The 21,058-nt window shown below is 73.8% G+C and carries 17 protein-coding genes; 6 read left to right on the top strand and 11 right to left on the bottom strand.

What is annotated here, in order from left to right:
- Positions 1–141: 141 nt before the first annotated feature.
- The 4 genes from TOK_RS11240 to TOK_RS11225 all read right to left on the bottom strand — a co-directional run bounded on the left by TOK_RS11240 (position 142) and on the right by TOK_RS11225 (position 4,658).
- On the bottom strand, positions 142–738 hold the full coding sequence (locus tag TOK_RS11240; protein WP_098957771.1) for a hypothetical protein: 597 nt from the start codon (positions 736–738) through the stop codon (positions 142–144).
- Positions 739–848: 110 nt separating this feature from the next.
- On the bottom strand, positions 849–1,445 hold the full coding sequence (locus tag TOK_RS11235; protein ID WP_098957770.1) for a hypothetical protein: 597 nt from the start codon (positions 1,443–1,445) through the stop codon (positions 849–851).
- A 106-nt stretch (positions 1,446–1,551) separates the two neighbouring features.
- Positions 1,552–2,094 carry a hypothetical protein gene (locus tag TOK_RS11230; RefSeq protein WP_098957769.1) on the bottom strand — a complete coding sequence of 181 codons (543 nt, stop codon included), beginning with the start codon at positions 2,092–2,094 and terminating at the stop codon, positions 1,552–1,554.
- A 239-nt stretch (positions 2,095–2,333) separates the two neighbouring features.
- Positions 2,334–4,658: a sodium-translocating pyrophosphatase gene (locus TOK_RS11225; RefSeq protein ID WP_098957768.1), complete on the bottom strand. Its 2,325-nt coding sequence runs from the start codon at positions 4,656–4,658 to the stop codon at positions 2,334–2,336.
- A gap of 302 nt (positions 4,659–4,960) precedes the next feature.
- Between TOK_RS11225 and TOK_RS11220 the strand changes: the two genes are divergently transcribed.
- Entirely contained in the window at positions 4,961–7,351 is a 2,391-nt protein-coding gene (locus tag TOK_RS11220; protein WP_098957825.1) for a DEAD/DEAH box helicase, read from the top strand.
- 855 nt (positions 7,352–8,206) lie between these two features.
- Here the strand turns inward: TOK_RS11220 and TOK_RS34000 are convergent.
- From TOK_RS34000 to ssd, 6 genes are all read right to left on the bottom strand, one after another.
- Positions 8,207–9,223 (bottom strand): Rv3654c family TadE-like protein, encoded by a 1,017-nt coding sequence (locus TOK_RS34000; protein ID WP_253258319.1) that lies wholly within the window; start codon positions 9,221–9,223, stop codon positions 8,207–8,209.
- A gap of 32 nt (positions 9,224–9,255) precedes the next feature.
- Complete coding sequence (locus tag TOK_RS11205) at positions 9,256–9,468, bottom strand: DUF4244 domain-containing protein (protein WP_098957767.1); 213 nt, start codon at positions 9,466–9,468, stop codon at positions 9,256–9,258.
- 72 nt (positions 9,469–9,540) lie between these two features.
- Positions 9,541–10,272, bottom strand: coding sequence for a type II secretion system F family protein (locus TOK_RS11200; RefSeq protein ID WP_098957766.1), 732 nt, complete (start codon positions 10,270–10,272; stop codon positions 9,541–9,543).
- Positions 10,269–11,069, bottom strand: coding sequence for a type II secretion system F family protein (locus TOK_RS11195; RefSeq protein WP_098957765.1), 801 nt, complete (start codon positions 11,067–11,069; stop codon positions 10,269–10,271). The genes TOK_RS11200 and TOK_RS11195 overlap by 4 nt, the downstream gene beginning before the upstream one ends.
- A complete protein-coding gene (locus TOK_RS11190; protein ID WP_098957823.1) occupies positions 11,066–12,214 on the bottom strand; it encodes a TadA family conjugal transfer-associated ATPase in 1,149 nt (382 codons plus the stop codon). Before TOK_RS11190 ends, TOK_RS11195 begins: the two co-directional genes overlap by 4 nt.
- Entirely contained in the window at positions 12,211–13,293 is a 1,083-nt protein-coding gene (gene ssd / locus TOK_RS11185) for a septum site-determining protein Ssd (RefSeq protein WP_098957764.1), read from the bottom strand. The genes TOK_RS11190 and ssd overlap by 4 nt, the downstream gene beginning before the upstream one ends.
- A 478-nt stretch (positions 13,294–13,771) precedes the next feature.
- On the opposite strand from ssd, the gene TOK_RS11180 reads away from it, so the two are divergent.
- The gene (locus TOK_RS11180) at positions 13,772–14,584 is read left to right on the top strand and encodes an HAD family phosphatase (protein ID WP_098957763.1); all 813 of its coding nucleotides are present in this window, start codon (positions 13,772–13,774) and stop codon (positions 14,582–14,584) included.
- Positions 14,585–15,018: 434 nt separating this feature from the next.
- Here TOK_RS11180 and TOK_RS11175 read toward each other — a convergent pair whose 3' ends face one another.
- The gene (locus tag TOK_RS11175; protein WP_098957762.1) at positions 15,019–15,759 is read right to left on the bottom strand and encodes an oxidoreductase; all 741 of its coding nucleotides are present in this window, start codon (positions 15,757–15,759) and stop codon (positions 15,019–15,021) included.
- 176 nt (positions 15,760–15,935) lie between these two features.
- On the opposite strand from TOK_RS11175, the gene acs reads away from it, so the two are divergent.
- The 4 genes from acs (at position 15,936) to nhaA (ending at position 20,995) form a co-directional block, all read left to right on the top strand.
- Positions 15,936–17,912 (top strand): acetate--CoA ligase, encoded by a 1,977-nt coding sequence (acs, locus tag TOK_RS11170; RefSeq protein WP_098957761.1) that lies wholly within the window; start codon positions 15,936–15,938, stop codon positions 17,910–17,912.
- Entirely contained in the window at positions 17,909–18,928 is a 1,020-nt protein-coding gene (locus TOK_RS11165; RefSeq protein WP_098957760.1) for an LLM class flavin-dependent oxidoreductase, read from the top strand. Before acs ends, TOK_RS11165 begins: the two co-directional genes overlap by 4 nt.
- A 9-nt stretch (positions 18,929–18,937) precedes the next feature.
- Positions 18,938–19,366 (top strand): alternative ribosome rescue aminoacyl-tRNA hydrolase ArfB, encoded by a 429-nt coding sequence (gene arfB, locus TOK_RS11160; RefSeq protein WP_098957759.1) that lies wholly within the window; start codon positions 18,938–18,940, stop codon positions 19,364–19,366.
- A gap of 402 nt (positions 19,367–19,768) precedes the next feature.
- Positions 19,769–20,995: a Na+/H+ antiporter NhaA gene (gene nhaA, locus TOK_RS11155; protein WP_098957758.1), complete on the top strand. Its 1,227-nt coding sequence runs from the start codon at positions 19,769–19,771 to the stop codon at positions 20,993–20,995.
- Positions 20,996–21,058 lie beyond the last annotated feature (63 nt).

Here is a 21,058-nt window from a genome sequence, read left to right as displayed (position 1 = left end):
ATCCCGGTTGCGGGGCCAGGTTCGCCAGTATCCCTACAACACCGGTCCTGCCCGCCACGTTCGCACACTCACCCGGCGTGTTGCATCTGTCACGTCAGGAAGCGGTGACGAGCGGGAGCGTAACCAGGTCGTCAACCACGATCACGACGCCCGGCCCCACCACCGCGGCCAGTCGGTCGCCGGGACGCGCTCGGGGGTGGGCCCGACGAGCTCGACGAGACGCCGCACCCGGGCCGCCCCGGCGATCCGGAGGGCGGGTGCGTCGTCGGCGCCGACGCGGGCCGGCGAGATGCCGGCCCGGTACGCCGCGGCCGCCAGTGGACGGTGGGTGTGCGGTGCCTGCGGGTCGAGCGCGAGCAGGTATCCGCCGCGCTGGTCGGGGCTGCCCGCAGCGAGCGCCCACAGCCGCAGCATCGAACCGTCGAGCTGCAGGTCGTCCGGGACGTGTTTCGCGTCGTCACGGCTCCAGGCGGCGGCGAGCGACACCAGGTCGCAGCGGAACGCCGAGCGCAGCGCCACCGAGCCGTCGTCGGCCGGGTCGGCGTCCAGGCGCAGCCCCGCCGCCGCCGCGGCCGCCCGCACCGCGCGTGCGCGTACCGCGTCGGCCACGTCGAGGCTCAGCCGGGCCGTCGTGCCGCTGCCGAACCGTACGATCCGGCCAGGCCCGCACAGCAGCCCGGCCAGGTCGGTGCGCCGCACCGGCCGGGCCTCCGCGGAGAACAGTGACAGCTGAGCCACGGGCCGCACGGTAGAACATCTGTTCGATCAAGAACAGGGCGGCACGCCGGGTCGTCGTTGCGCGTCGCCGGACGGTGACCCGGTCGGCGCGTCTCGCTACCCGATCGGAATCAGCGGCTGCCGAGCTTCTGGCAGTTCGGCGCCGCGTCCGCGGCGCGGTTGAGCCGGATGAACGGCTTCGTGTCGCCCAGCCCGCCGCCGGACTGCGACAGCTTCGTCAGCGAGTTCGTGGCATCGGTCAGCGCGGCCTGGAACGCCGTGGCGTCGTTCGGGTCGACGCCGTCGACCCGCGTCTTCGCCTCCGACAGGCTCGTCTCGAACTGCCCGTACAGGCCGTCGATCCGGCCGACCACGTCGTCGCCGCCCGACACCGGCGCCTTGCCCGCGGCCCTGAGCTGCGAGCGGGCCTGCTGGACCCCCGCGAGCACCGCGCCCAGGTAGTCGCTGAACGACTTCTTGATCGTCGGCAGGTCACGCGCGTTGGCCAGGTCCGGCGTCTTCTGCGCCGCGTCGAGCATCGGCTGGAACGACCCGCACACCTTGTCCATCCACGCCACCGGGTCGGCGCCCACGCCCTCGGCCGGCCGCGGCGCCGGATCGGCCGAGGCGACACCCGTCACGACCGACGAGCACCCCCCGACCAGCAGCGTGAACGCCAGCGCGACGAGCGCGACGGCGGCGCGGAACGAGGTGGGGCGGCGCGGCATGCGTGGCTCCTGACGGGGTCGAGCGACGGCACTCCGTCCGCCAGTCTCCCCCACTCGCGGGGCGGGCGGGCCGGGGATCCCCCGGCCCGCCCGTCGACGCCCCGCGTCAGCCGTTCTGCCGCTGCAGCTTCTGGCAGTTCGCGGCCTTCGACGCAGCGGCGTTGATGTCCGCGTTGCCGTTCAGGCCACTCGTGTCGAGCTTCGACAGCTCCTGCAGCGGGCTCAGCGCCTCGGTCAGCGCGCCCGTGATCGCGGTCGGGTCGCTCGTGTCGACGCCGTCGAGCTTCTGGCGGGCCTGGTCGAACGAGGACTTCACCGAGGTCAGCGTCGTCTTCAGCTGGGTGACGACCGCATCGCCGCCGTCGATCGGCGATGGGCCGAGCTTGTCCATCGACTCGATCGAGCCCTGGACTGCGGTGCTCGCCGTGCCCAGGTAGCCCTCGAGGCCCTGGATCGCGGCGTCGGGGTTCGACGCGTCGAAGTTCGGCTGTGTCTGCACCGCCTCGGTGAACGTGCTGATCGAGCCACACAGGCCGTCGACCCATTTCACATCGGCGTCGCTGGGGCCGCCGCAGCCGGCCAGGACGGTCGTCGCCGCCGCCGCGAGGGCGACGAGCGAGACCTTGAGGGATCGGGGGGTACGGCGCACTGAATGCTCCGGTTCTCTCGTGGGAATGGCGGCGCAGCGGAGCGGCGGCGAGAGGGCGTGCGCAGTCGCAGCGAGGTTCCTGACCTCGTACGACGCATCGACACCCTCCGGGGGACTCCGACGCTCGGTGCGCCGCGGGCGAGCGGACATTACTGGCATCCCCCGGGCACGACGAAGGCCACCCACCCGAACGTGCGGGCGGATGGCCTTCGTCGTGACCTGCGGTGACGCGGGACGGACTAGCCGACCTGCTCCTCCACGGGGGTGTCCGCGATCGTCGTCGACCGTCGCTTCGACACGACGACTGCCGCCACGATGATCGCGAACGCGACGAGCGCGATCGCGATCCGCAGCCCCAGCGATGCCGACTCGCCCACCGAGAACACCACGATCGCCGGGGCGATCAGTACCGAGACCAGGTTCATGACCTTGATCAGCGGGTTGATCGACGGGCCGGCGGTGTCCTTGAACGGGTCACCGACGGTGTCGCCGATGATGGTCGCCTCGTGCGCGGGCGAGCCCTTGCCGCCGTGGTTCCCGTCCTCGACCAGCTTCTTCGCGTTGTCCCATGCGCCACCGGAGTTGGCGAGGAAGATCGCCATCAGCGTGCCGCAGGCGATCGCGCCGGCCAGGTAGCCGGCCAGCGGACCGACGCCGAGGCCGAAGCCGACGGCGACGGGTGCGAGGATCGCGAGCAGGCCGGGGGTGGCCAGCTCACGCAGCGAGTCACGGGTGCAGATGTCGACGACGCGGCCGTACTCCGGACGGCTCGTCCCCGCCATGATCCCGGGGTCGCTGCGGAACTGACGCCGCACCTCGAACACGATTGCGCCGGCCGCGCGGGTCACCGCGTTGATGGCCAGGCCCGAGAACATGAACACGACCGAGGCGCCGATGATCACGCCGACGAGGGTGTTCGGGGAGAACACCTCGAACGCGAACGCCGTGCCCACGTCCGTCGCCGCTGCGCCGGCCTTCGCCAGCGCCTGCGTGATCGCGTCGCGGTAGGAGCCGAACAGCGCCGTCGCGGCGAGCACCGCCGTCGCGATCGCGATGCCCTTGGTGATCGCCTTGGTGGTGTTGCCCACCGCGTCGAGCTCGGTCAGGATCGCGACGCCCTCGCCCTCGACGTCGCCCGACATCTCCGCGATGCCCTGGGCGTTGTCCGAGACCGGGCCGAAGGTGTCCATCGCGACGATGACGCCGACGGTGGTCAGCAGGCCGGTACCGGCGAGCGCGACCGCGAACAGCGCGACCGTGATCGACGCCGTCGCCAGCGCGAACGCGCCGAACACCGCGGCACCGATCACGAGGGCGGTGTAGACGGCCGACTCGAAACCGATCGAGATGCCGGCCAGGATGACCGTCGCCGAGCCCGTCAGCGAGGACTCGCCGACGGTCTTGACCGGCTTGTCCTCGGTGCCCGTGAAGTAGCCGGTCAGCCACAGGATGATGCCGGCGAGCACGATGCCGATGATCACGGCGATCGACGCGATCAGGCGCGGGTCGGATCCGGCCATTGCGGTCACGACCGACGCGTCGGTGGGGACGCCCGCGCCGTTGCTGCCCAGCTGGCCGAACGAACCCGGCAGGTACAGGTAGGCCGCGATGACACACAGCACCGCCGAGATCACGGCCGAGATGTAGAAGCTTCGGTTGATCGCCTTCAGACCGCCCTCGTTGGGGCGGGCCTTGGTGATGTAGACGCCGATGACGGCGGTGATCACGCCGATCGCGGGGACGATCAGCGGGAACAGCAGGCCCTGCAGGCCGAACGCCGCGCTGCCCAGGATCAGGGCCGCGACGAGGGTGACCGCGTAGGACTCGAAGAGGTCGGCGGCCATGCCCGCGCAGTCACCGACGTTGTCGCCCACGTTGTCCGCGATCGTCGCGGCGTTGCGGGGGTCGTCCTCGGGGATACCCTGCTCGACCTTGCCGACGAGGTCGGCGCCGACGTCGGCGGCTTTGGTGAAGATGCCGCCACCGACACGCATGAACATCGCGAGCAGTGCGGCGCCGAAGCCGAAGCCCTCCAGGACCTTCGGAGCCTCACCGGCGTAGGCCAGCACGACGACCGAGGCGCCGAAGAGGCCGAGGCCGACGGTGAACATGCCGACGACGCCGCCGGTGCGGAACGCGATGCGGGTCGCCTTCTCGCGACCACCCGGCTCGCGGGCGGCGGCGGCGACGCGGATGTTGGCGCGCGTCGCGAGCCACATCCCGAGGTAGCCGATCAGCGCGGAGAAGAGCGCGCCGACGATGAAGAAGAGGGAGCGCCCGATGCGCTCACCCCAGCCGTCCGCGGGGAGCGCGAAGAGCAGGACGAACACGATCACGACGAATACGCCGAGCGTGCGGAACATTCGATTGAGGTAGGCCGTGGCGCCTTCCTGGACCGCTCGGCCGATGTCCTGCATCTTCTCGGTGCCCTGGCCGTTGGCCAGAACCTCCCGGAGCAGTACGTAGCCGATGGCCAGGGCAGCGAGCGCGACCACCGCGACCACGCCGACGATGACGCGGTCGCCCGCGGCGAGGTCGATCGCCGCGAGGGTGGACGAGGGCATGCGTTCTCCTGGATCGTGCGGACACTGGTGCCAGGAACGCAAACTGGACGACATCCCTGGCGTCACCCCGTCACCGCTGGTGACAGCGACGCCGGGCGTTGGCAGTGTAGGTGGGCCGGGTGATCTGCACCGCTATGGGTTGTCCGACGACACAGATGTGGTAACGGTTCGATCACAAGATCGGAATCGCCCTGGTCAAGACGGCCTGTCGGGGCGCCTACGCCAGGCTGTCGGTCCGGTGTGCCAACCTCGACCGGTGCGCCGTGCATCGGCGGGCCGGATCGCACCAGGAGGAGGCGCTCGTGTCGGTGACGGACGCGTCCACCGCAGCGCTGTCCGGCACCGCGATCCCCGGCGACCGGCTGCTCGGCCCCGGCCGCGGCGACCGGCTCCTCGACCGGGTGCTCGCCGGAGCCGAGGCCGTCCCCGGCGACCCGCTCTGCCCGCTGCGCCACAGCGTCCGCCTCGACCAGCGGCACGGCCGGCCCGTCCCGTGGCCGGTCTGGGTTCCCGACCCGGTCGTCGACGCACTCCGCACCGCCGGCGTCGACCAGCCGTGGTCGCACCAGGTCGAGGGGGCCGAGCTCGCGCACGCGGGCCACGACGTCGTCGTCGCCACCGGGACCGCGTCGGGCAAGTCGCTGGTCTACCAGCTGCCCGTCCTCACCCGGTTCGCCACCGACCGGCGCGCGACCGCCCTCTACCTCTCGCCCACCAAGGCGCTCGCCGCCGACCAGCTCCGCGCCCTCGAGGCCCTCGACATCCCCGACGTGCGCGCCACCTGCGTCGACGGCGACACCCCCGCCGAGGAACGCGACTGGGCCCGCCGCAACGCCCGCTGGATCCACAGCAACCCCGACATGCTGCACCGCTCGATCCTGCCCAGGCACGCCCGCTGGGCGACTTTCCTGCGCCGGCTCAGCCACGTCGTCGTCGACGAGTGCCATACGTACCGCGGGGTCTTCGGATCCCACGTCGCCCTGCTGCTGCGCCGGCTGCTGCGCGTCGCCGCCCGCTACGGCTCGCATCCGACGATCGTGCTCGCCTCGGCCACCGTCGCCGATCCCGGACCGTTCGCGACCGTCCTCACCGGCCGCGACGTCACCGCCGTCACCGACGACGGGTCGCCCCGCTCCGCGCGCACCGTCGCCCTCTGGGAACCACCGCTGCTGCCCGAGCTCACCGGCGAGAACCTCGCGCCCGTCCGCAGGCCCGCCGGGGCCGAGGCCTCCCGGATGCTCGCCGACCTCGTCGTCGAGGGCGCCCGCACACTCGCGTTCGTCCGGTCCCGCCGCGGGGCCGAGCTCACCGCGATGGGCGCCCGGCGGCTCCTCGCCGACGCCGCCCCCGACCTCTGCGCCAGGGTCGAGTCCTACCGCGGCGGCTACCTGCCCGAGGAACGCCGCGAGCTCGAGGCCGCCCTCGCCTGCGGCGAGCTCCTCGGCGTCGCCAGCACCAACGCCCTCGAGCTCGGGATGGACATCGCCGGGCTCGACGCCGTCGTCGTCGCCGGGTTCCCCGGCACCCGCGCCTCCTTCTGGCAGCAGGCGGGCCGCGCCGGCCGCTCCGCGGAGGAAGCGCTCGTCGTCCTCGTTGCCCGCGACGACCCCATGGACACCTACCTGGTCCACCACCCCGAGGCGCTGCTCGGCGCACCCGTCGAACGCTGCGTCCTCGACCCCACGAACCCCTACGTCCTCGCCCCGCACCTGGCCTGCGCCGCCGCCGAGCTGCCGCTCACCGAGGCCGACCTCGACGGCGTCTTCGCCGGCACCCCCGCGGCCGGTGTCCTCGATGCGCTCGTCGACGACGGCGTCCTGCGCAGGCGGCCCACCGGCTGGTTCTGGCCGTCGACACAGGACATGCCTGCCGGGTCGGTCGACATCCGCGGCTCCGGGCTCGGCCAGGTCGCCCTGGTCGAGTCCGGCACCGGCCGGATGCTCGGCACCGTCGACGCCGGCTCCGCGCCCGCGAGCGCGCACCCCGGCGCCGTGTACCTGCACCGCGGGGAGAGCTACGTCGTCGAGTCGCTCGACCTCGACGCCGGACTCGCACTGGTCCACGCCGAGACCCCCGACTGGCGCACCGACGCCCGCTCCACGGCCGACGTCGAGATCGTCGGCGAGATCGACCGCGGCGAGCACGGCGCCGTCACCGTGAGCTTCGGGGTGACCCGGGTGACCACGCAGGTCGTCGGCTACCAACGACGGGCCCTCGACGGCCGGATCCTCGAGACCGTGCCGCTGGACATGCCCGAGCAGACCCTCGAGACCCGCGCGGTCTGGTACGCGATCGACGACGCCGCCCTCGCCGACGCCGGCATCCCGCCCGCCCGCATCCCCGGCGCCCTGCACGCCGCCGAGCACGCCGCGATCGGGTTGCTGCCGCTGTTCGCGATCTGCGACCGGTGGGACATCGGCGGCATGTCGACAGCCCTGCACCCCCAGACCGGCCTGCCCACGGTGTTCGTCCACGACGGCCACCCCGGCGGGGCGGGCCTCGCCGAGCGCGGGCATGCCGTGCTGGCCGACTGGCTCGGCGCCACCCGCTCCGCGATCGAGGAGTGCAGCTGCCGGACCGGCTGCCCCTCCTGCGTGCAGTCGCCCAAGTGCGGCAACGGAAACAACCCGCTCGACAAGGCCGGCGCGATCGTCGTGCTCGACCTGGTGGTCGCGGCGCTCCGGCAGCGCTGAGCCGGGTGCTCGCGCAGCCGGTCTGCAGCCCACGGTCAGGACCGGTCAGCCTGCGCGATGGGGGTGGCCCGTGCGCGGCCACGGCGGTGCTCTCGATCGACGACATCGACACCGGTTCCGGGCGGCCCGCCGCGGTGGTCGCGCTGGAAGCCCGCACCCCGGAGGTGGCGATACCCGTGCGGCGAGGTGAGGACCTGTGCAGCGGTCGGAGAGGGTCTTCGAGGCGACAGCGGCGAGGCCGAGTCCGCGCCGACTTCGTCGTGGCACCCGGCGGTCGATAACGACGGACTGCTGCCGCCACAGTGGGCGAGCGCCGCTGACCCGCCTGGGCGGCATCTCGCCGGTCCCCAGGATCGGGGGACGAGCCGCCGGAAGAGGTGGCCGCTGCCGGCCGACCCGTCGGGGGCCGGACCGGCCGGCAGCGGCCCTGAATGCGGTGGAGCCGAATGGGGGTCGGCTCGAAGGCGCTCCGGCCCCACCGCTGTCTGGGGAGCGTGCTCGGCGTCGGGGTTCGGTGTATTCCGCCTCGCCCTGACAGGTCCAGTAGGGCAGGGACGACCGGGCATCGCCACCGGTCGTCGCCGATCGGTGCACGCGCAACGACGAGCGAGGGTCTTGATGCTGTTCGGTGGCACTCGGGGCCCGACGTGCGGAAACAGTGTCTTTGACACACGTACGACTCCGTTCGTCCTCGGCTGTCGACCGTTCGTCGTCGAGCGTGGGTCGCTCGGGTGTGATGCCTCGGCCGAGTGGACCGCGCCGGTCATCGGCTCCTCGGCGGGATACCCCGACACTCAGCGCCGGGATCCCCGCGGCGCTCGTGCGGCTCGGCGTGTCGTGTCGGACGCGCCGGGGTCAGGGTGGTGACGCGGGTCCGGCGCGGGCTCTGCCCAGCGCTTCCGGGTTGCCGAGCACCGCGGCTCTGGGGGTGCTCACCTCGACGAGCGCGTCCCATCCGTCGAGTACGCACTGCCGCAGCGTGGAGTCCATGCCGGCGGCGATCGTGCGGGCCCGGGTGCAGGCGGCGTCCTGACCCAGTGCGGCGTCGCCGGCCGCGGCCAGGCCGGCGAGGTCGGCCGCCGCCTCGGCCCGGTGGCGGGCGAGCACCGCGCCACCGAGGTCGATCCCGACGACCGCGAGTCCGAGCACGAGCACCGCGGCCAGGGCGGCATGGACCGTGGCGACACCGGAGTCGTCGACTCCCCGCCGCCTGCCGGCACGGTCCTGGCCCGATCCGGTCCTCGCCGCCGCAGGACCGCGCCGCGCTCGCACTCCCGTCGGGATCGACGCAGGAGCGGTGACCGGAACCACCCGGCCGGCCCGTTGCGGCCGTCGGCTGCCGCCCGAGCCCGCCGGCCCATCCACCGAGTTCGACGTGGGACCGGATTCCGGCGGCGCCGGGGCAGTCCGGTGTCGGACTCGGCGGAGTGTTCGGGCGAGTCGGCCGGCCGCGCCACCCACTCTGGCCGCGCCACCCACTCCCACCGCGCCACTCACTCCGGTTGCGCTGCCCGGTTCGACGGACCTGCCCGGTTCGACGGAGCCGCCCGGCTCGACGGCCGGTGGACCGGCCGGCTCGGTGGCGGCGACGGCGCGGGCGGAGACCCGGAGCGGGAACGGGCGGACGGCGGGAGCGGTCACGGAGGCGACCACGTCGTCACCCTGGGATGCGATCTCGACGACCGCGCCCGGCGGGGCCAACTGCGAGGCGACGGCGCGGCCGCGGTCGGGCTCGCCCCGGGCCGCGAGCCGTGCCGCCTCCCGCGCGGCGTCGGTGCACCGGACGGCGGCGACGACGGCCAGGATCGCGCCCATCGCCGCCAGCGCCACGACGACCAGCACCCCGAGCGCGATCGCGGCCTCGACGGTCACGGCGCCCCTGTCGTCGACACGCTTCGCGTGGGTCAGACGGTCGAGGAGAGCGCGCGTTCGACCAGCCCGGTCAGCGCCGTGACGATGTTCTCCCCGCTGACGACGCTGTAGAGCACCGCCGCGAACGCTGCCGCGGCGAGCGTCCCGATCGCGTACTCGACCGTCGACATCCCGGCGTCGTCGGTCAGGAACCGCCGGAGTCGGCGCAGCAACGGGGTACGGCGGGAGTGGGTGAGGACGGACATCGGGTTCTCCTTCTGGTGGGTGGGACGGACGGATCTGTGGGGTGGGCACCGTGCGGCTCACCGGAGGGAGGCTCACCACAGGGCCAGGGCATCGCCCGCGAGGCCGACGACGACGGGCGCGATGCCGAGGACGAGGAACGCAGGTAGGAAGCAGAGGCCGAGTGGGCCCGTGATCGTCACGGCGGCGCGCTGGGCCCGCGCGCGGGCGGTGTCGACGAGCTCCCCGCGCAGCCGAACCGCCTCGGTGCGGGCGACGTGCGCGATGCCGGAGCCCGTCGCGGCCGACCGCCGGGCCGCGCGGGAGAAGACGGCGAGGGCGGGCCGGGCAGCAGCGCTCTGCCATGCCTCAACAGGATCGGCGCCGAGCTCGAGCAGTCCTGCGACCCGGCGCAGGTCGCGACCGGCCGGGCCGGAGAGCCGCAGGGCGGTGGCGTCGACGGCGGTGGGCAGCGGCAGGCCCGCGTCGAGGCAGACGGCGAGCAGCTCCCAGCCACCGGCGAGCTCGGCGGGGGACTCACCGGCGTCGGCGGCCCGGGCCCGCCGTGCCAGGACCACGAACGCGCCGGTCACGAGTGCGCCCAGGGTGACTCCTGCGACCGCCCCACCGACGGCGGCGGCGAGTGCACCCACTGCGACGCCGCCGGTGACCGTCCAGCCGCGGCGCAACGTCGCCGGGGTGGGCGCGGCGAGGAGGACCGGCGCGGACCGGTACAGCAGCCGCAGCCGGGTGCGGCTGACGTGGACGTCGGTGGTCACGAGCGCCGCGGCGGCAAGGAGCGCGACGGCGGCGAGCAGGGGGCTCATCGGGGGACCGCCGCGGCGAGGATGCGTTCGGACCAGGCGACACCCGCCGCGGTCAGCAGCGTGCCGCCGACGAGCAGGACCGCGCCGAGGAGGCCGTCGCGCAGCACCCCGATCGGATCCGCACCCATGAGTTGCCCGAACGCGAGGCCGAGCACCGGCAGCAGGGTGAGGACCGTGGCGGTCGCACGCGGACCGGCCAGCTCGGCACGGACCCGGTTGCCGAAGTCGACGCGCCAGCGGACGTCGGTGGCGACGGACGCGAGGAGGGTCGCGAGCGGGACGCCGTGGCGGTCGGACAGCGCCCAAGCCGCGGCGACACGGTCGACGTCGGCGGTGAGGGCGGAGTGCAGGGCCGAGCGGGCGAGCGCCGCCGGGACGGTCTCGCCGAGACGTAGCGCGGCCTCGGCGGGACGCAGCGCGTCGCGGGCGGTGACGCCGTCGGAGTCGATCCCGGCGAGCGCGGCCGCGGGATGCGCTCCCGCGCGCAGCTCGTCGCAGATGCGGGTCAGCGCGTCGGCGAGCTCGGTGCCGGCGAGGGCAGCGGCGAGGGCGGCCCGCCGCGCCACGCGACGACGAGCCCAGATCGTGCCGGCCAGCAACCCGGCCGCCGCCCCGCCGGCACCGGCGACGAGCCCGGCCACCGTGGTCGCGCCGAGCACGACCCAGAGCGCCGCCGTCGGACGCGGGAGCCGTCGCCCGCCGACGTCGGTGCCGGTCACGCGGCGCAGCCGGGCTGCGGCGGTGTGCCCGGGCGCGACGAGGACGGCCGCTGCGAGCGCGACGAGGGCGGCACTCACCACGTCGGCTCCTGACCGCGGGCCGCGAACAGCGCACCGAGCACGGCACGGCCGGTGTCCCAGCCGCCGGATCGGGTCCACGCGGGCTCGACGAGGACGCGTCCGTCGCCGCGGTCGAGGACGCCGACGCCGTCGAGGACGCGGTGTCCGTCGCGGCGGCTCATGTGCAGGACGACCTGCACCGCGGCGGCGAGCTGGCTGTGGGCCGTGGGCGGGGCCATCCCGCCGAGCGCCGCGAGCGCCTCGATCCGGGCCGGGACCTCGCTCGGGGAGTTGGCGTGCACGGTGCCGGCGCCACCGTCGTGACCGGTGTTGAGGGCAGCGAGCAGGTCGCACACCTCCTCACCGCGCACCTCGCCGACGACGAGCCGGTCGGGCCGCATCCGCAGCGCCTGCCGGACGAGCTCGCGCAGCGCGACCCCGCCGGCCCCTTCGACGTTGGCGGGCCGGGCGACGAGCCGGACGACGTGCGGGTGCCGGGGCCGCAGCTCCTCGGCGTCCTCGACGGTGACGATGCGCTCGGCGGGGTCGGCCGCCGAGAGCAGCGCGGTGAGCAGCGTGGTCTTGCCGCTGCCGGTCCCGCCGGAGACGAGGACGGCGAGCCGGGCGGCGACGACGGCGCGGAGCAGGGCTGCACCGGTGGCGTCGACGGTTCCGAGGGCGGTCAGGGTGTCGAGGTCGTGGGTCGCGGGCCGCAGGACCCGCAGCGACAGGCAGGTGCCGTCGGCCGCGACCGGGGCGAGCACGGCGTGCAGCCGCACCCCGGAGTCGGCCAGCCAGCCGTCGACGCAGGGGCTCGCGTCGTCGAGGCGGCGCCCCGCGGCGAGGGCCAGCCGTTGGGCGAGGCGGCGGACGGCGGCCTCGTCGGCGAAGGACACGGCGGTGCGTTCGAGCCCGCGGCCGCGGTCGACCCAGACGGCGCCGCCGCTGACGAGCACGTCGGTGGTGCGCGGGTCGCGCAGCAGGGCGTCGAGGGGCCCCGCACCGATGAACTCCTGACGCAGTGTGCGCAGCGCGGCGAGGGTGTCGAGGTCGGAGACGACGCCGCCGGCCTCCGCGCGGATCGCGGCGGCGACGGCCGCGGCGGTGGGCTCCCCGCCGCTCTCGGCGAGCCGCGAACGGACCCGGTCGACCAGGGCGCTCACGACGCCCACCCGCTGCGGCTGAGCCGGGACCGGTCGCGCAGCTCGGTGAGCAGGGTGGCGGCGGTGTCGGCGAGGGGGCCGCGGTCGGCGGGTGGGAGGCCGCGTTCGAGCCGGCGGTCGAGGTCGTGCTGCGGGCGCATCGAGGCGAGGAGCGGGACGTCGAGCACCCGGGCTATCTCGACGGGTGCCAGCCTGCCCGGTGACGGCCCGCGGACGACGAGCCCCACCGCGGGGCACCGTGCGGCGAGCTCGGTCGCGACGCGGGCGGCCGCGGCGCAGGCGCGCACGTCGGCCGGGACGACGAGGACGGTGAGGTCGGCCGCCGGGAGGACGACGGCGGCTGAGTCGCCCGGTTGGCGGGGCACGTCGCACACGACGGTGTCGCCCGCGCGGCGCCCGGACTCGACGACGGCACGCAGGGCGCCGGCGGTCGGGCCGGGCCCGATCCGGTCGCAGGACAACAGGGACAGCCCGCGGTCGCCCATGGCGGGCAGCGCGTCGTGCAGTGCGCCCGCAGGGATCCGTCCGTCCACGACGGACAGCTCGGGCCATCGGACGCCGCGGACGTCCTCGGCGCCGAGGAGGAGGTCGAGGCCACCGCCGAGCGGGTCGCAGTCGAGCAGCAGGGTGCGGGTGCCGTCGCGGGCCGCGCGCAGCGCCGTGGCCGCGGCGAGGGCCGAGGCGCCTGCGCCGCCGCAGCCGCCGACGACCGCCAGCACGGCGCCCGGTGGCCCCGCGTTCTCGGTCGCCTCGGTGAACGTGGTGACCAGCCACAGCTCGCCCTCGGGGAGTTCGACGATGTTCGTGGCGCCGACGACGAGCCCGAGCCGCCACACGTGTGGCGGCGGGTCGGCGGGTGTGACCAGCACTGTCCCGTCGCGGCGGGGGAGCGGGACGTGGGCGCAGCGTTCGGCCGCCCCGACGTCCATCACGACGACGGCCGCGTCCGTCCAATGGCGGCGGGCGTCGGTCGCGTCGAGCGCGCGGTGGACCTCGCACCCCGCGGCGGCGGCGAGGCGCAGCACGGCGTCGAGGAGGTCGGGATCGTCGACCATCAGCAGTGCGCGTCGCTCGTCCATCTGTCCTCGTCTCCTCGCCGGCACCGTCGGGGAGCGGTGCGCTGTCCGTCGTCGAGCGTGTCGGCCCGGACGGGGACGTGGGGAGGTTGACCGGAGACTGTGGACAGGTCTGTGGAGATGTGGACGGATCGACCCGATGGTTGCTGTGGACGGCCGGCGGTGTCGGTGGGGTGTGTGACGATGCGGCGGGCAGCACGCGCGGCGCGGCGGGAGAACCGCCCGAGATCCGCTGGCGCCCAATGCATCCGGCCTGCCCCGGACATGGGACGACCCCCGCCAGGGGGGAGTGGCGGGGGCCGTCGTGGGTTCAGCCCCGGGGGGTCGAGCTGAACCGCGGGCCCGCGAACGGGCCGCGGCAATCGTAGCCCGATAAGGGCCCGATGCGCGCCCCTCCGAGGGATGTGGTTCGGGGTGTCGCCGTGGCGTGCCGCGCGCCGTGACGCGGTGTCGTCGCCGGCATCTGGCAAGCTCCCGCGACGTGCCACGACCGCCCGAGGGGACCCCGACGTCGGCGGCGTTCTTCGACCTCGACAAGACGATCATCGCGGGGTCGAGCGCGCTGGCGTTCAGCCGGCCGTTCCGCAGCCACGGGCTGATCGGGCGCAGGGCCGTCCTGCGCAGCGTCTACGCCCAGCTGATGCTGCTGCTCGCGGGCGCCGATGCGGACACGATGGACATGCTGCGCAAGCGGATCACGGCGTTGTGCGCGGGCTGGGAGGTCGAGCAGGTCCGGTCCATCGTGGCCGAGACGCTGCACGAGATCGTCGAGCCGCTGGTCTACGCGGAGGCGGCCGATCTGATCGCCCGGCACCAGGCGGCGGGTGAGGAGGTCGTCGTGCTGTCGGCATCGGGGGTGGAGGTCGTGGAGCCGATCGCGGCGCTCGTCGCGGCCGACCGCTGCTTCGCCACCCGGATGACGGTGCGTAACGGCCGGTACACCGGTGACATCGACTACTACTGCTACGGCGAGCACAAGGCGGAGGCGGCTCGGGACATCGCGGCCGAGCGCGGCTACCGGATGGCCGACTGCTGGGCCTACTCCGACTCGATCACCGACCTGCCGCTGCTCGCCGCGGTGGGCCATCCGACGGCGGTCAACCCGGACAAGGCACTGCGCCGGGAGGCCGAGGAGCGGGGTTGGCCGGTGCTGACGTTCGCCGATCCCGTGGCGCTGGGTTCACGGCTGCGGGTGTCGTCGCCGACGACGTTGGCTGCCGCGGGCGTGGGTGTGGTGGCGCTGGCCGGCGCAGGATGGATCGGGCACCGGTCGTTGCGACGGCACTGGCGCTGAGCAGCGCAAACAATCCTTTGTACTCCGTGCCCGCAGCTCCGGTGCAGCCCCCATCCGGGTTCCGTGCGACGCCTTTTCGTCACCACGCGTCCATCCGGTGGTGTACCCGATCCGACCCTTGATGTGCCCGCGGTCACGCACTACAAATGACCCCACGGACTCCGGTCGGCCAGGGGCGGTACGGCAGAGAAGTACCCGTCTCCCCCGGGTGGGCTCCGTGCACGGACGCCGGGCACTCCACGCACAGCACGCCGCGGGAGGCATGTCGTCGTGGGCCTGCGTACCGGGACGCCGGACGCCGAGGCCGGACCACGACACGTAGTGCACGCCTGGACCCCGGAAGGTCGTGCGAGAGGGGCGGTACCCGTGAGGGTGCCGCCTTTCTCATGTCCTGGGCACGACCACGGCGACGACGGCGACGACGGCGACGACGGCTAGCGCGACTCCGCGATCGAGGTCGCCTCCCGTGCGCCCGCCTCCCACTGTTCACAGCAGTGCAGCAGCCACGCACCCACGCCGTCGGCCCCGCCGGCCGCGAACGCCGCGGCAGCCGTCCGGTACTCGGCGAGCCTGCGCAGGTGCCCGACCTCCGGCACGGCGAGCGACTTCACGTCGAGACCCGACGCGGTCGCGGCGAGCCGGGCGGCGGCGCGCGCGACCACACCGTCCGCGACCCCGAAGGGCGTCAGCGCGAGGATTTCGCCGTGCACGACGGCGACGAGGACGGGCGCGGGCACCCGGGTCGCGCCGGTGACGAGGTCGGCGAGCAGCGCCAGCCGGTCCGACGTGCCGGGCCTGGGCCGGCCGAGCTCGGCGTCGTGCTGCTCGACGGGTACGAGGTCGGCGGCCGCGAGGACGTGCAGCCGGGCCAGCGCCTGCAGCGGCGCGGCCTTCCACACCGGGACCAGCCGGGCGTGCTCGTCGGCCACCCGCGCCGCGCCGGCGAGCAGCGGGTCGGAGACGAGGTCCGCGGTGGTCAGCGGGGCACCGTCGATCGCCGCCGAGGCGCGGGCGCCACGCAGGCCTCCCTCGGCCGCGTTGGCGGCGAATCCTCGCCTGTTGGCCGGGTGGTTGTGGACGGCGACGAGCGCGTCCCGGACGCGTGCCACGGCGTCGCCGACGCCGGGCAGCGACACGAGCGGTGCCAGCGGGTCCGTGGTGGAGGAGGGGGCCACGACGCCATGCTGTCATCGGTGCCGACCCCCACCTGTCACCCGGTGGCTCCCTCTCCGTACTGACGGTGCATCCGGCGCGTCGGCGCACTACCGTTCGCTGCGAGACGGTGACCCTGACCGCCGCCGAGTTGTGCTCGCGGTCGGTGGCCCCGCAGCCACGAGGAGGACGTGAGGAAATGGCCGAGTCCGGCGCCACCCTGAGCAACCTGTCGCACGAGGACCGCACCTTCCCGCCCAGCGAGGAGTTCGCGGCCCAGGCCAATGCGACGGCGGACTGGTACGACCGGGCCGACGCCGACCGGGAGGCGTTCTGGGCGGAGCAGGCCGACCGGCTCTCGTGGACGAAGAAGTGGGACACGGTCCTGGAGTGGGACGCCCCCTTCGCCAAGTGGTTCGTCGGCGGTGAGCTGAACGTCGCCTACAACTGTGTGGACCGCCACGTCGAGGACGGGCACGGCGACCAGGTGGCCTTCCACTGGGAGGGGGAGCCCGGCGACACCCGCACCATCACCTACGCCGACCTGCAGCGTGATGTGTGCCGGGCGGCGAACGCGCTGACCGAGCTCGGCGTCGGCAAGGGTGACCGGGTCGCGATCCAGCTGCCGATGATCCCGGAGGCCGCGGTCGCGATGCTGGCGTGTGCCCGGCTGGGTGCGCTGCACAGCGTGGTGTTCGGCGGGTTCTCGCCGAGCGCGCTGAAGTCCCGGATCGAGGACGCCGAGGCGAAGCTGCTCATCACCTCCGACGGGCAGTACCGGCGCGGCAAGCCGGCCCCGATGAAGGAGAACACCGACCAGGCGGTCGCCGACACGCCGTCGATCGAGCACGTGCTCGTCGTGAAGCGCACCGAGACCGACGTCCCGTGGACCGACGGCCGCGACGTCTGGTGGCACGAGATCGTCGACCGGCAGGCCGACACGCACGAGGCCCGGTCGTTCGACGCCGAGCACCCGCTGTACATCCTCTACACGTCCGGGACGACGGGGAAGCCCAAGGGCATCCTGCACACGTCCGGCGGCTACCTCACCCAGGCGGCCTACACCCATCACGCCGTCTTCGACCACAAGCCCGGTGAGAGCGTGTACTGGTGCACCGCGGACATCGGATGGGTGACCGGGCACTCCTACATCGTGTACGGGCCGTTGGCGAACCGGGCGACCTCGGTGATGTACGAGGGCACGCCCAACACCCCGCACGAGGGTCGGCACTGGGAGATCATCCAGAAGTACGGTGTCTCGATCTACTACACCGCGCCCACGTTGATCCGGACGTTCATGAAGTGGGGCAAGGAGATCCCGGAGAAGTACGACCTGTCCTCGCTCAAGGTGCTGGGTAGTGTCGGTGAGCCGATCAACCCCGAGGCGTGGATGTGGTACCGGGAGAACATCGGCCGCAACAACTGCCCGATCGTCGACACCTGGTGGCAGACGGAGACGGGCGCGATGATGATCGCCCCGCTGCCGGGCGTGACCGCGACGAAGCCGGGTTCGGCGATGCGCACCCTGCCGGGCATCAGTGCCGAGGTCGTCACCGAGGAGGCCGAGCCGGTCGGCCCGGGCGGCGGCGGCTACCTGGTGCTCGACAAGCCGTGGCCGTCGATGCTGCGTGGCATCTGGGGCGACGAGGAGCGCTACCGCGACACCTACTGGTCCCGCTTCGAGAAGCAGGGCTACTACTTCGCGGGCGACGGTGCGAAGTACGACGACGACGGCGCGATCTGGCTGTTGGGGCGGGTCGACGACGTCATGAACGTGTCCGGGCACCGCATCTCGACCACCGAGGTCGAGTCGGCGCTGGTCAGCCACCCCACGGTGGCCGAGGCCGCGGTCGTCGGCGCGTCGGACGAGACGACGGGCCAGGGCATCGTGGCGTTCGTGATCCTGCGCGGCAACGTCGCCCAGGACGAGGCCAAGGGCGAGGAAGCCATCAAGGCGCTGCGCGAGCACGTCTCCAAGGAGATCGGGCCGATCGCCAAGCCGCGCCAGATCATGGTCGTCGACGAGCTGCCCAAGACGCGCTCGGGCAAGATCATGCGCCGGCTGCTGCGTGACGTCGCGGAGAACCGCGAGGTCGGCGACGTGACGACGCTGGCGGACTCGACGGTCATGGACCTGATCTCGTCGGGCATGCAGGACGGGAAGGGCGAGGACTGAGCGAGACGGCGCGGCCGCTGGAGAGGCTCGGCTTCCTCACCATCGGCCTCTTCGACGGTGCCGATCCGGGGCCCGGCCACGAGAACACGCTGCGGACCATCGAGCTGGGCGAGCAGCTCGGGTTCGACAGTGCCTGGCTACGGCATCGGCACCTCCAGTACGGGATCTCCTCGCCCGTCGCCGTCCTCGCGGCGGCGTCGCAGCGTACGCGGCGCATCGAGTTCGGCACCGCGGTCACGCCGCTGGGCTGGGAGAACCCGTTGCGCCTCGCCGAGGACCTGGCGACTGTCGACCTGCTCTCGGGCGGCCGGCTCAACCCGGGGGTGAGCGTGGGACCGCCACGCAACCTCGACGAGGTCCGGGAGGCGCTCTGTCCCGGTACCGACGAGGACTTCGGCGACGAGCGCCTCAGCCGGCTGCTGCGTCTCGTCGCGGGCGAGCGGGCGAGCACCTTCAGCGGCACCGAGGGCTTCGAGGTCTACTCGGAACGGGTGGAGCCGCACTCGCCCGGGCTGCGGTCGCGGATGTGGTACGGCGCGGCGAGCCTGGGGTCGGCGCGGCGGGCCGGTGAGCTGGGGATGAACCTGCTGACCAGCTCGGTCGTGCGGGCCGAGGGCAACGAGAGGACGGGGTTCGCGGCGATTCAGCGGGCCCAGATCGACGAGTTCCGGCAGTCGCACCCCCAGGGCCGGGTGTCGCAGGGGCTCGTCGTCGTCCCGACCGACTCGGCGACACCGCAGCAACGTGCGAAGTACGAGGCCTACGCGGCCGAACGGACGCCACGAACGGAGAAGCCCCAGGGTCCGGCCGGGATGCTGTTCGCCCGCGACATCGTCGGCCCGTCGGAGTGGATCGCCGAACAGCTGCACGCCCACGAGGCCTACCGGGCGGTGACCGAGGTGGTGTTCGCGCTGCCGTTCAGCTTCGAGCCGCAGGACTACGTCCAGATCCTCACCGACATGGCGACGCGGCTGGGGCCGGCGCTCGGCTGGTCACCGACGGTCGATGCGGTGTAGGCACTGCTCGTGTCCGACGACGATCTCGTGGTGCGCAAGAACGTGGTGCTGGCGGAGCGCGAGCTCCGCTGGCGCTTCTCGCGCGCCTCGGGTCCCGGCGGACAGGGCGTGAACACGACGGACTCGCGGGTGGAGCTGTCGTTCGACGTGGCGCGCTCGCCGAGCGTGCCCGACGACCTGCGCGAGCGGGCGGTGCGCCGGCTCGGCAACCGCCTCGTCGACGGGGTGCTCACGATCGTGGCGTCCGAACACCGCTCCCAGCTGCGCAACCGTGACGCCGCCCGGGAGCGGCTGCTGGCGGCCCTGCGAGAGGCGACGGCGGCCGACCCACCCGCGCGGCGGCCGACGAAGCCGTCGAGGGGTGCGAAGCGGCGGCGGATGGACGCGAAGACGCGGCGCGGCGCGATCAAGAGGCTCCGGGGCCGCCCGGACGAGTAGCGGCCCGGGCGCCGCAGGACCACGGGCGTCCCCCGAATGTCGCATCCACCTGGGGATTCCCCGCGTACCCTCGGTGCAGTGCCGCCGGTGGAGTCACCGACCCCGTTCGACGACACCCCCGGGCCCGCAGCGAACGATCATCGTGGCGGCGCTGGTGGGTCGCGGGCGGCGCGGTGGCCGCCGTCGACGTGCAGCGCCGTGGCGTCGAGCTGAGCGTCTTCCTCGTCGTCGCTGCGGTGCAGGCGCTGCTTCGGCGGGCTGTGGGCGGTGTCCCGCTGGACGGCGTTCCCGGACTGAGCCGGCCGGTGTTCCCGGACCGAGCGGCGGTAAGGTCGTCGGCGGTGTGCCGGGAAGTCTGGTCGGCGTGTCGTCCGCATGCCCGATTCCGCCGGAGCCGCCCCGATGAACCGCCGCCTGCCCGAGCCCGTCTCCGAGTTCGCCCGCTACCTGCGCACCGAGACCGTCGGCGGGATGGTGCTGCTCGGGGCCACCGCGATCGCGTTGATCTGGGCGAACTCGCCGTGGAAGGGCGGCTACGAGACGGTCCGCGACGCCCGCCTCGGGCCCGCCGCGCTCGGGCTCGACCTCACCGTCGGTCAGTGGGCCACCGACGGGCTGCTCGCCCTGTTCTTCTTCGTCGTCGGCCTCGAGCTCAAGCGTGAGCTCGTCGTCGGCGAGCTGTCGTCGATCCGGCGCGCCCTGTTGCCGGTCGCTGCCGCGTTGGGTGGCATGGTCGTCCCCGCGGGGCTCGCGCTGCTCGTCGGGCGCGGCGCCCCCGGCATGGACCAGGCCTGGGCGATCCCCGTCGCCACCGACATCGCCTTCGCGCTCGGGGTGCTCGCGCTGGCCGGCTCGTCGCTCCCGGCGACAGCGCGCATCTTCCTGCTCGGCCTCGCCGTCGCCGACGACCTCGGCGCCATCGTCGTCATCGCCGTGGTCTTCTCGGCAGGCATCCACCTGCTCGGGCTGCTCGTCGCCGCGGCCTGCGCGGCCACGTTCTGGTACCTGCAGCGCCGCCGCGTCCGCGCCTGGTGGCTCTACGTGCCGCTCGCCCTGGTGACGTGGGCGGCCGTCCACGAGTCCGGCATCCATGCGACGATCGCCGGCGTCGTCCTGGGCCTGCTCGTCCGGGTCCGCGCCGACCCCGGCGAGGAGCACGCCCCGGCCGTGTGGCTCGAACACCGGCTGCAGCCGTGGTCGGCCGGGCTGTGCGTGCCGGTGTTCGCGCTCTTCGCCGCCGGGGTGCCGCTCGGGGCCCAGGCGCTGCGGACGGTCGTCACCGATCCGGTCCCGCTCGCCGTCGTCGCGGGTCTGCTGGTGGGCAAGGTGATCGGCATCGCCGGGTCGGCCGCACTGGTCATGCGGCTCGTCCCCGGTAGCCGCCCACGTGGGCTCGGCGGCCGCGACATACTCGCGGTGTCCATGCTCGGCGGGGTCGGCTTCACCGTCAGCCTGCTCATCGCCGAGCTGTCGCTGGCCGACCTGCCGGCCGAGATGGAGGCGGCCAAGGCCGCGGTCCTGCTCGCGAGCACCGCGGCCGCGCTCATCGCGGCCGCCTTGCTGCTGCGCCGCCGTCGCGTCCACAGCGGAGCGGAACCCCGGAGCGACACCGGATCGACCCCGGAATGACGACGGGCACGTCACGACCGGATGACGGTTGCGCCTGAGCGGGCACCGCCCGTGGGGCCGTGG

This window comes from Pseudonocardia sp. N23 (genome assembly GCF_002583555.1).
GTDB lineage: Bacteria > Actinomycetota > Actinomycetes > Mycobacteriales > Pseudonocardiaceae > Pseudonocardia.
Note: the sequence above shows the minus strand (reverse complement) of the source record. Positions and strands in the feature narration are given on the sequence as shown.

Excerpts from the sequence above, each read along its gene's own strand:
- acs (WP_098957761.1), top strand. The coding sequence starts at position 15,936 with ATGGCCGAGTCCGGCGCCACCCTGAGCAACCTGTCGCACGAGGACCGC.
- TOK_RS11205 (WP_098957767.1), bottom strand. The coding sequence starts at position 9,468 with ATGTCCGTCCTCACCCACTCCCGCCGTACCCCGTTGCTGCGCCGACTC.
- TOK_RS11235 (WP_098957770.1), bottom strand. The coding sequence starts at position 1,445 with ATGCCGCGCCGCCCCACCTCGTTCCGCGCCGCCGTCGCGCTCGTCGCG.
- TOK_RS11200 (WP_098957766.1), bottom strand. The coding sequence starts at position 10,272 with ATGAGCCCCCTGCTCGCCGCCGTCGCGCTCCTTGCCGCCGCGGCGCTC.
- TOK_RS11225 (WP_098957768.1), bottom strand. The coding sequence starts at position 4,658 with ATGCCCTCGTCCACCCTCGCGGCGATCGACCTCGCCGCGGGCGACCGC.
- nhaA (WP_098957758.1), top strand. The coding sequence starts at position 19,769 with ATGAACCGCCGCCTGCCCGAGCCCGTCTCCGAGTTCGCCCGCTACCTG.
- ssd (WP_098957764.1), bottom strand. The coding sequence starts at position 13,293 with ATGGACGAGCGACGCGCACTGCTGATGGTCGACGATCCCGACCTCCTC.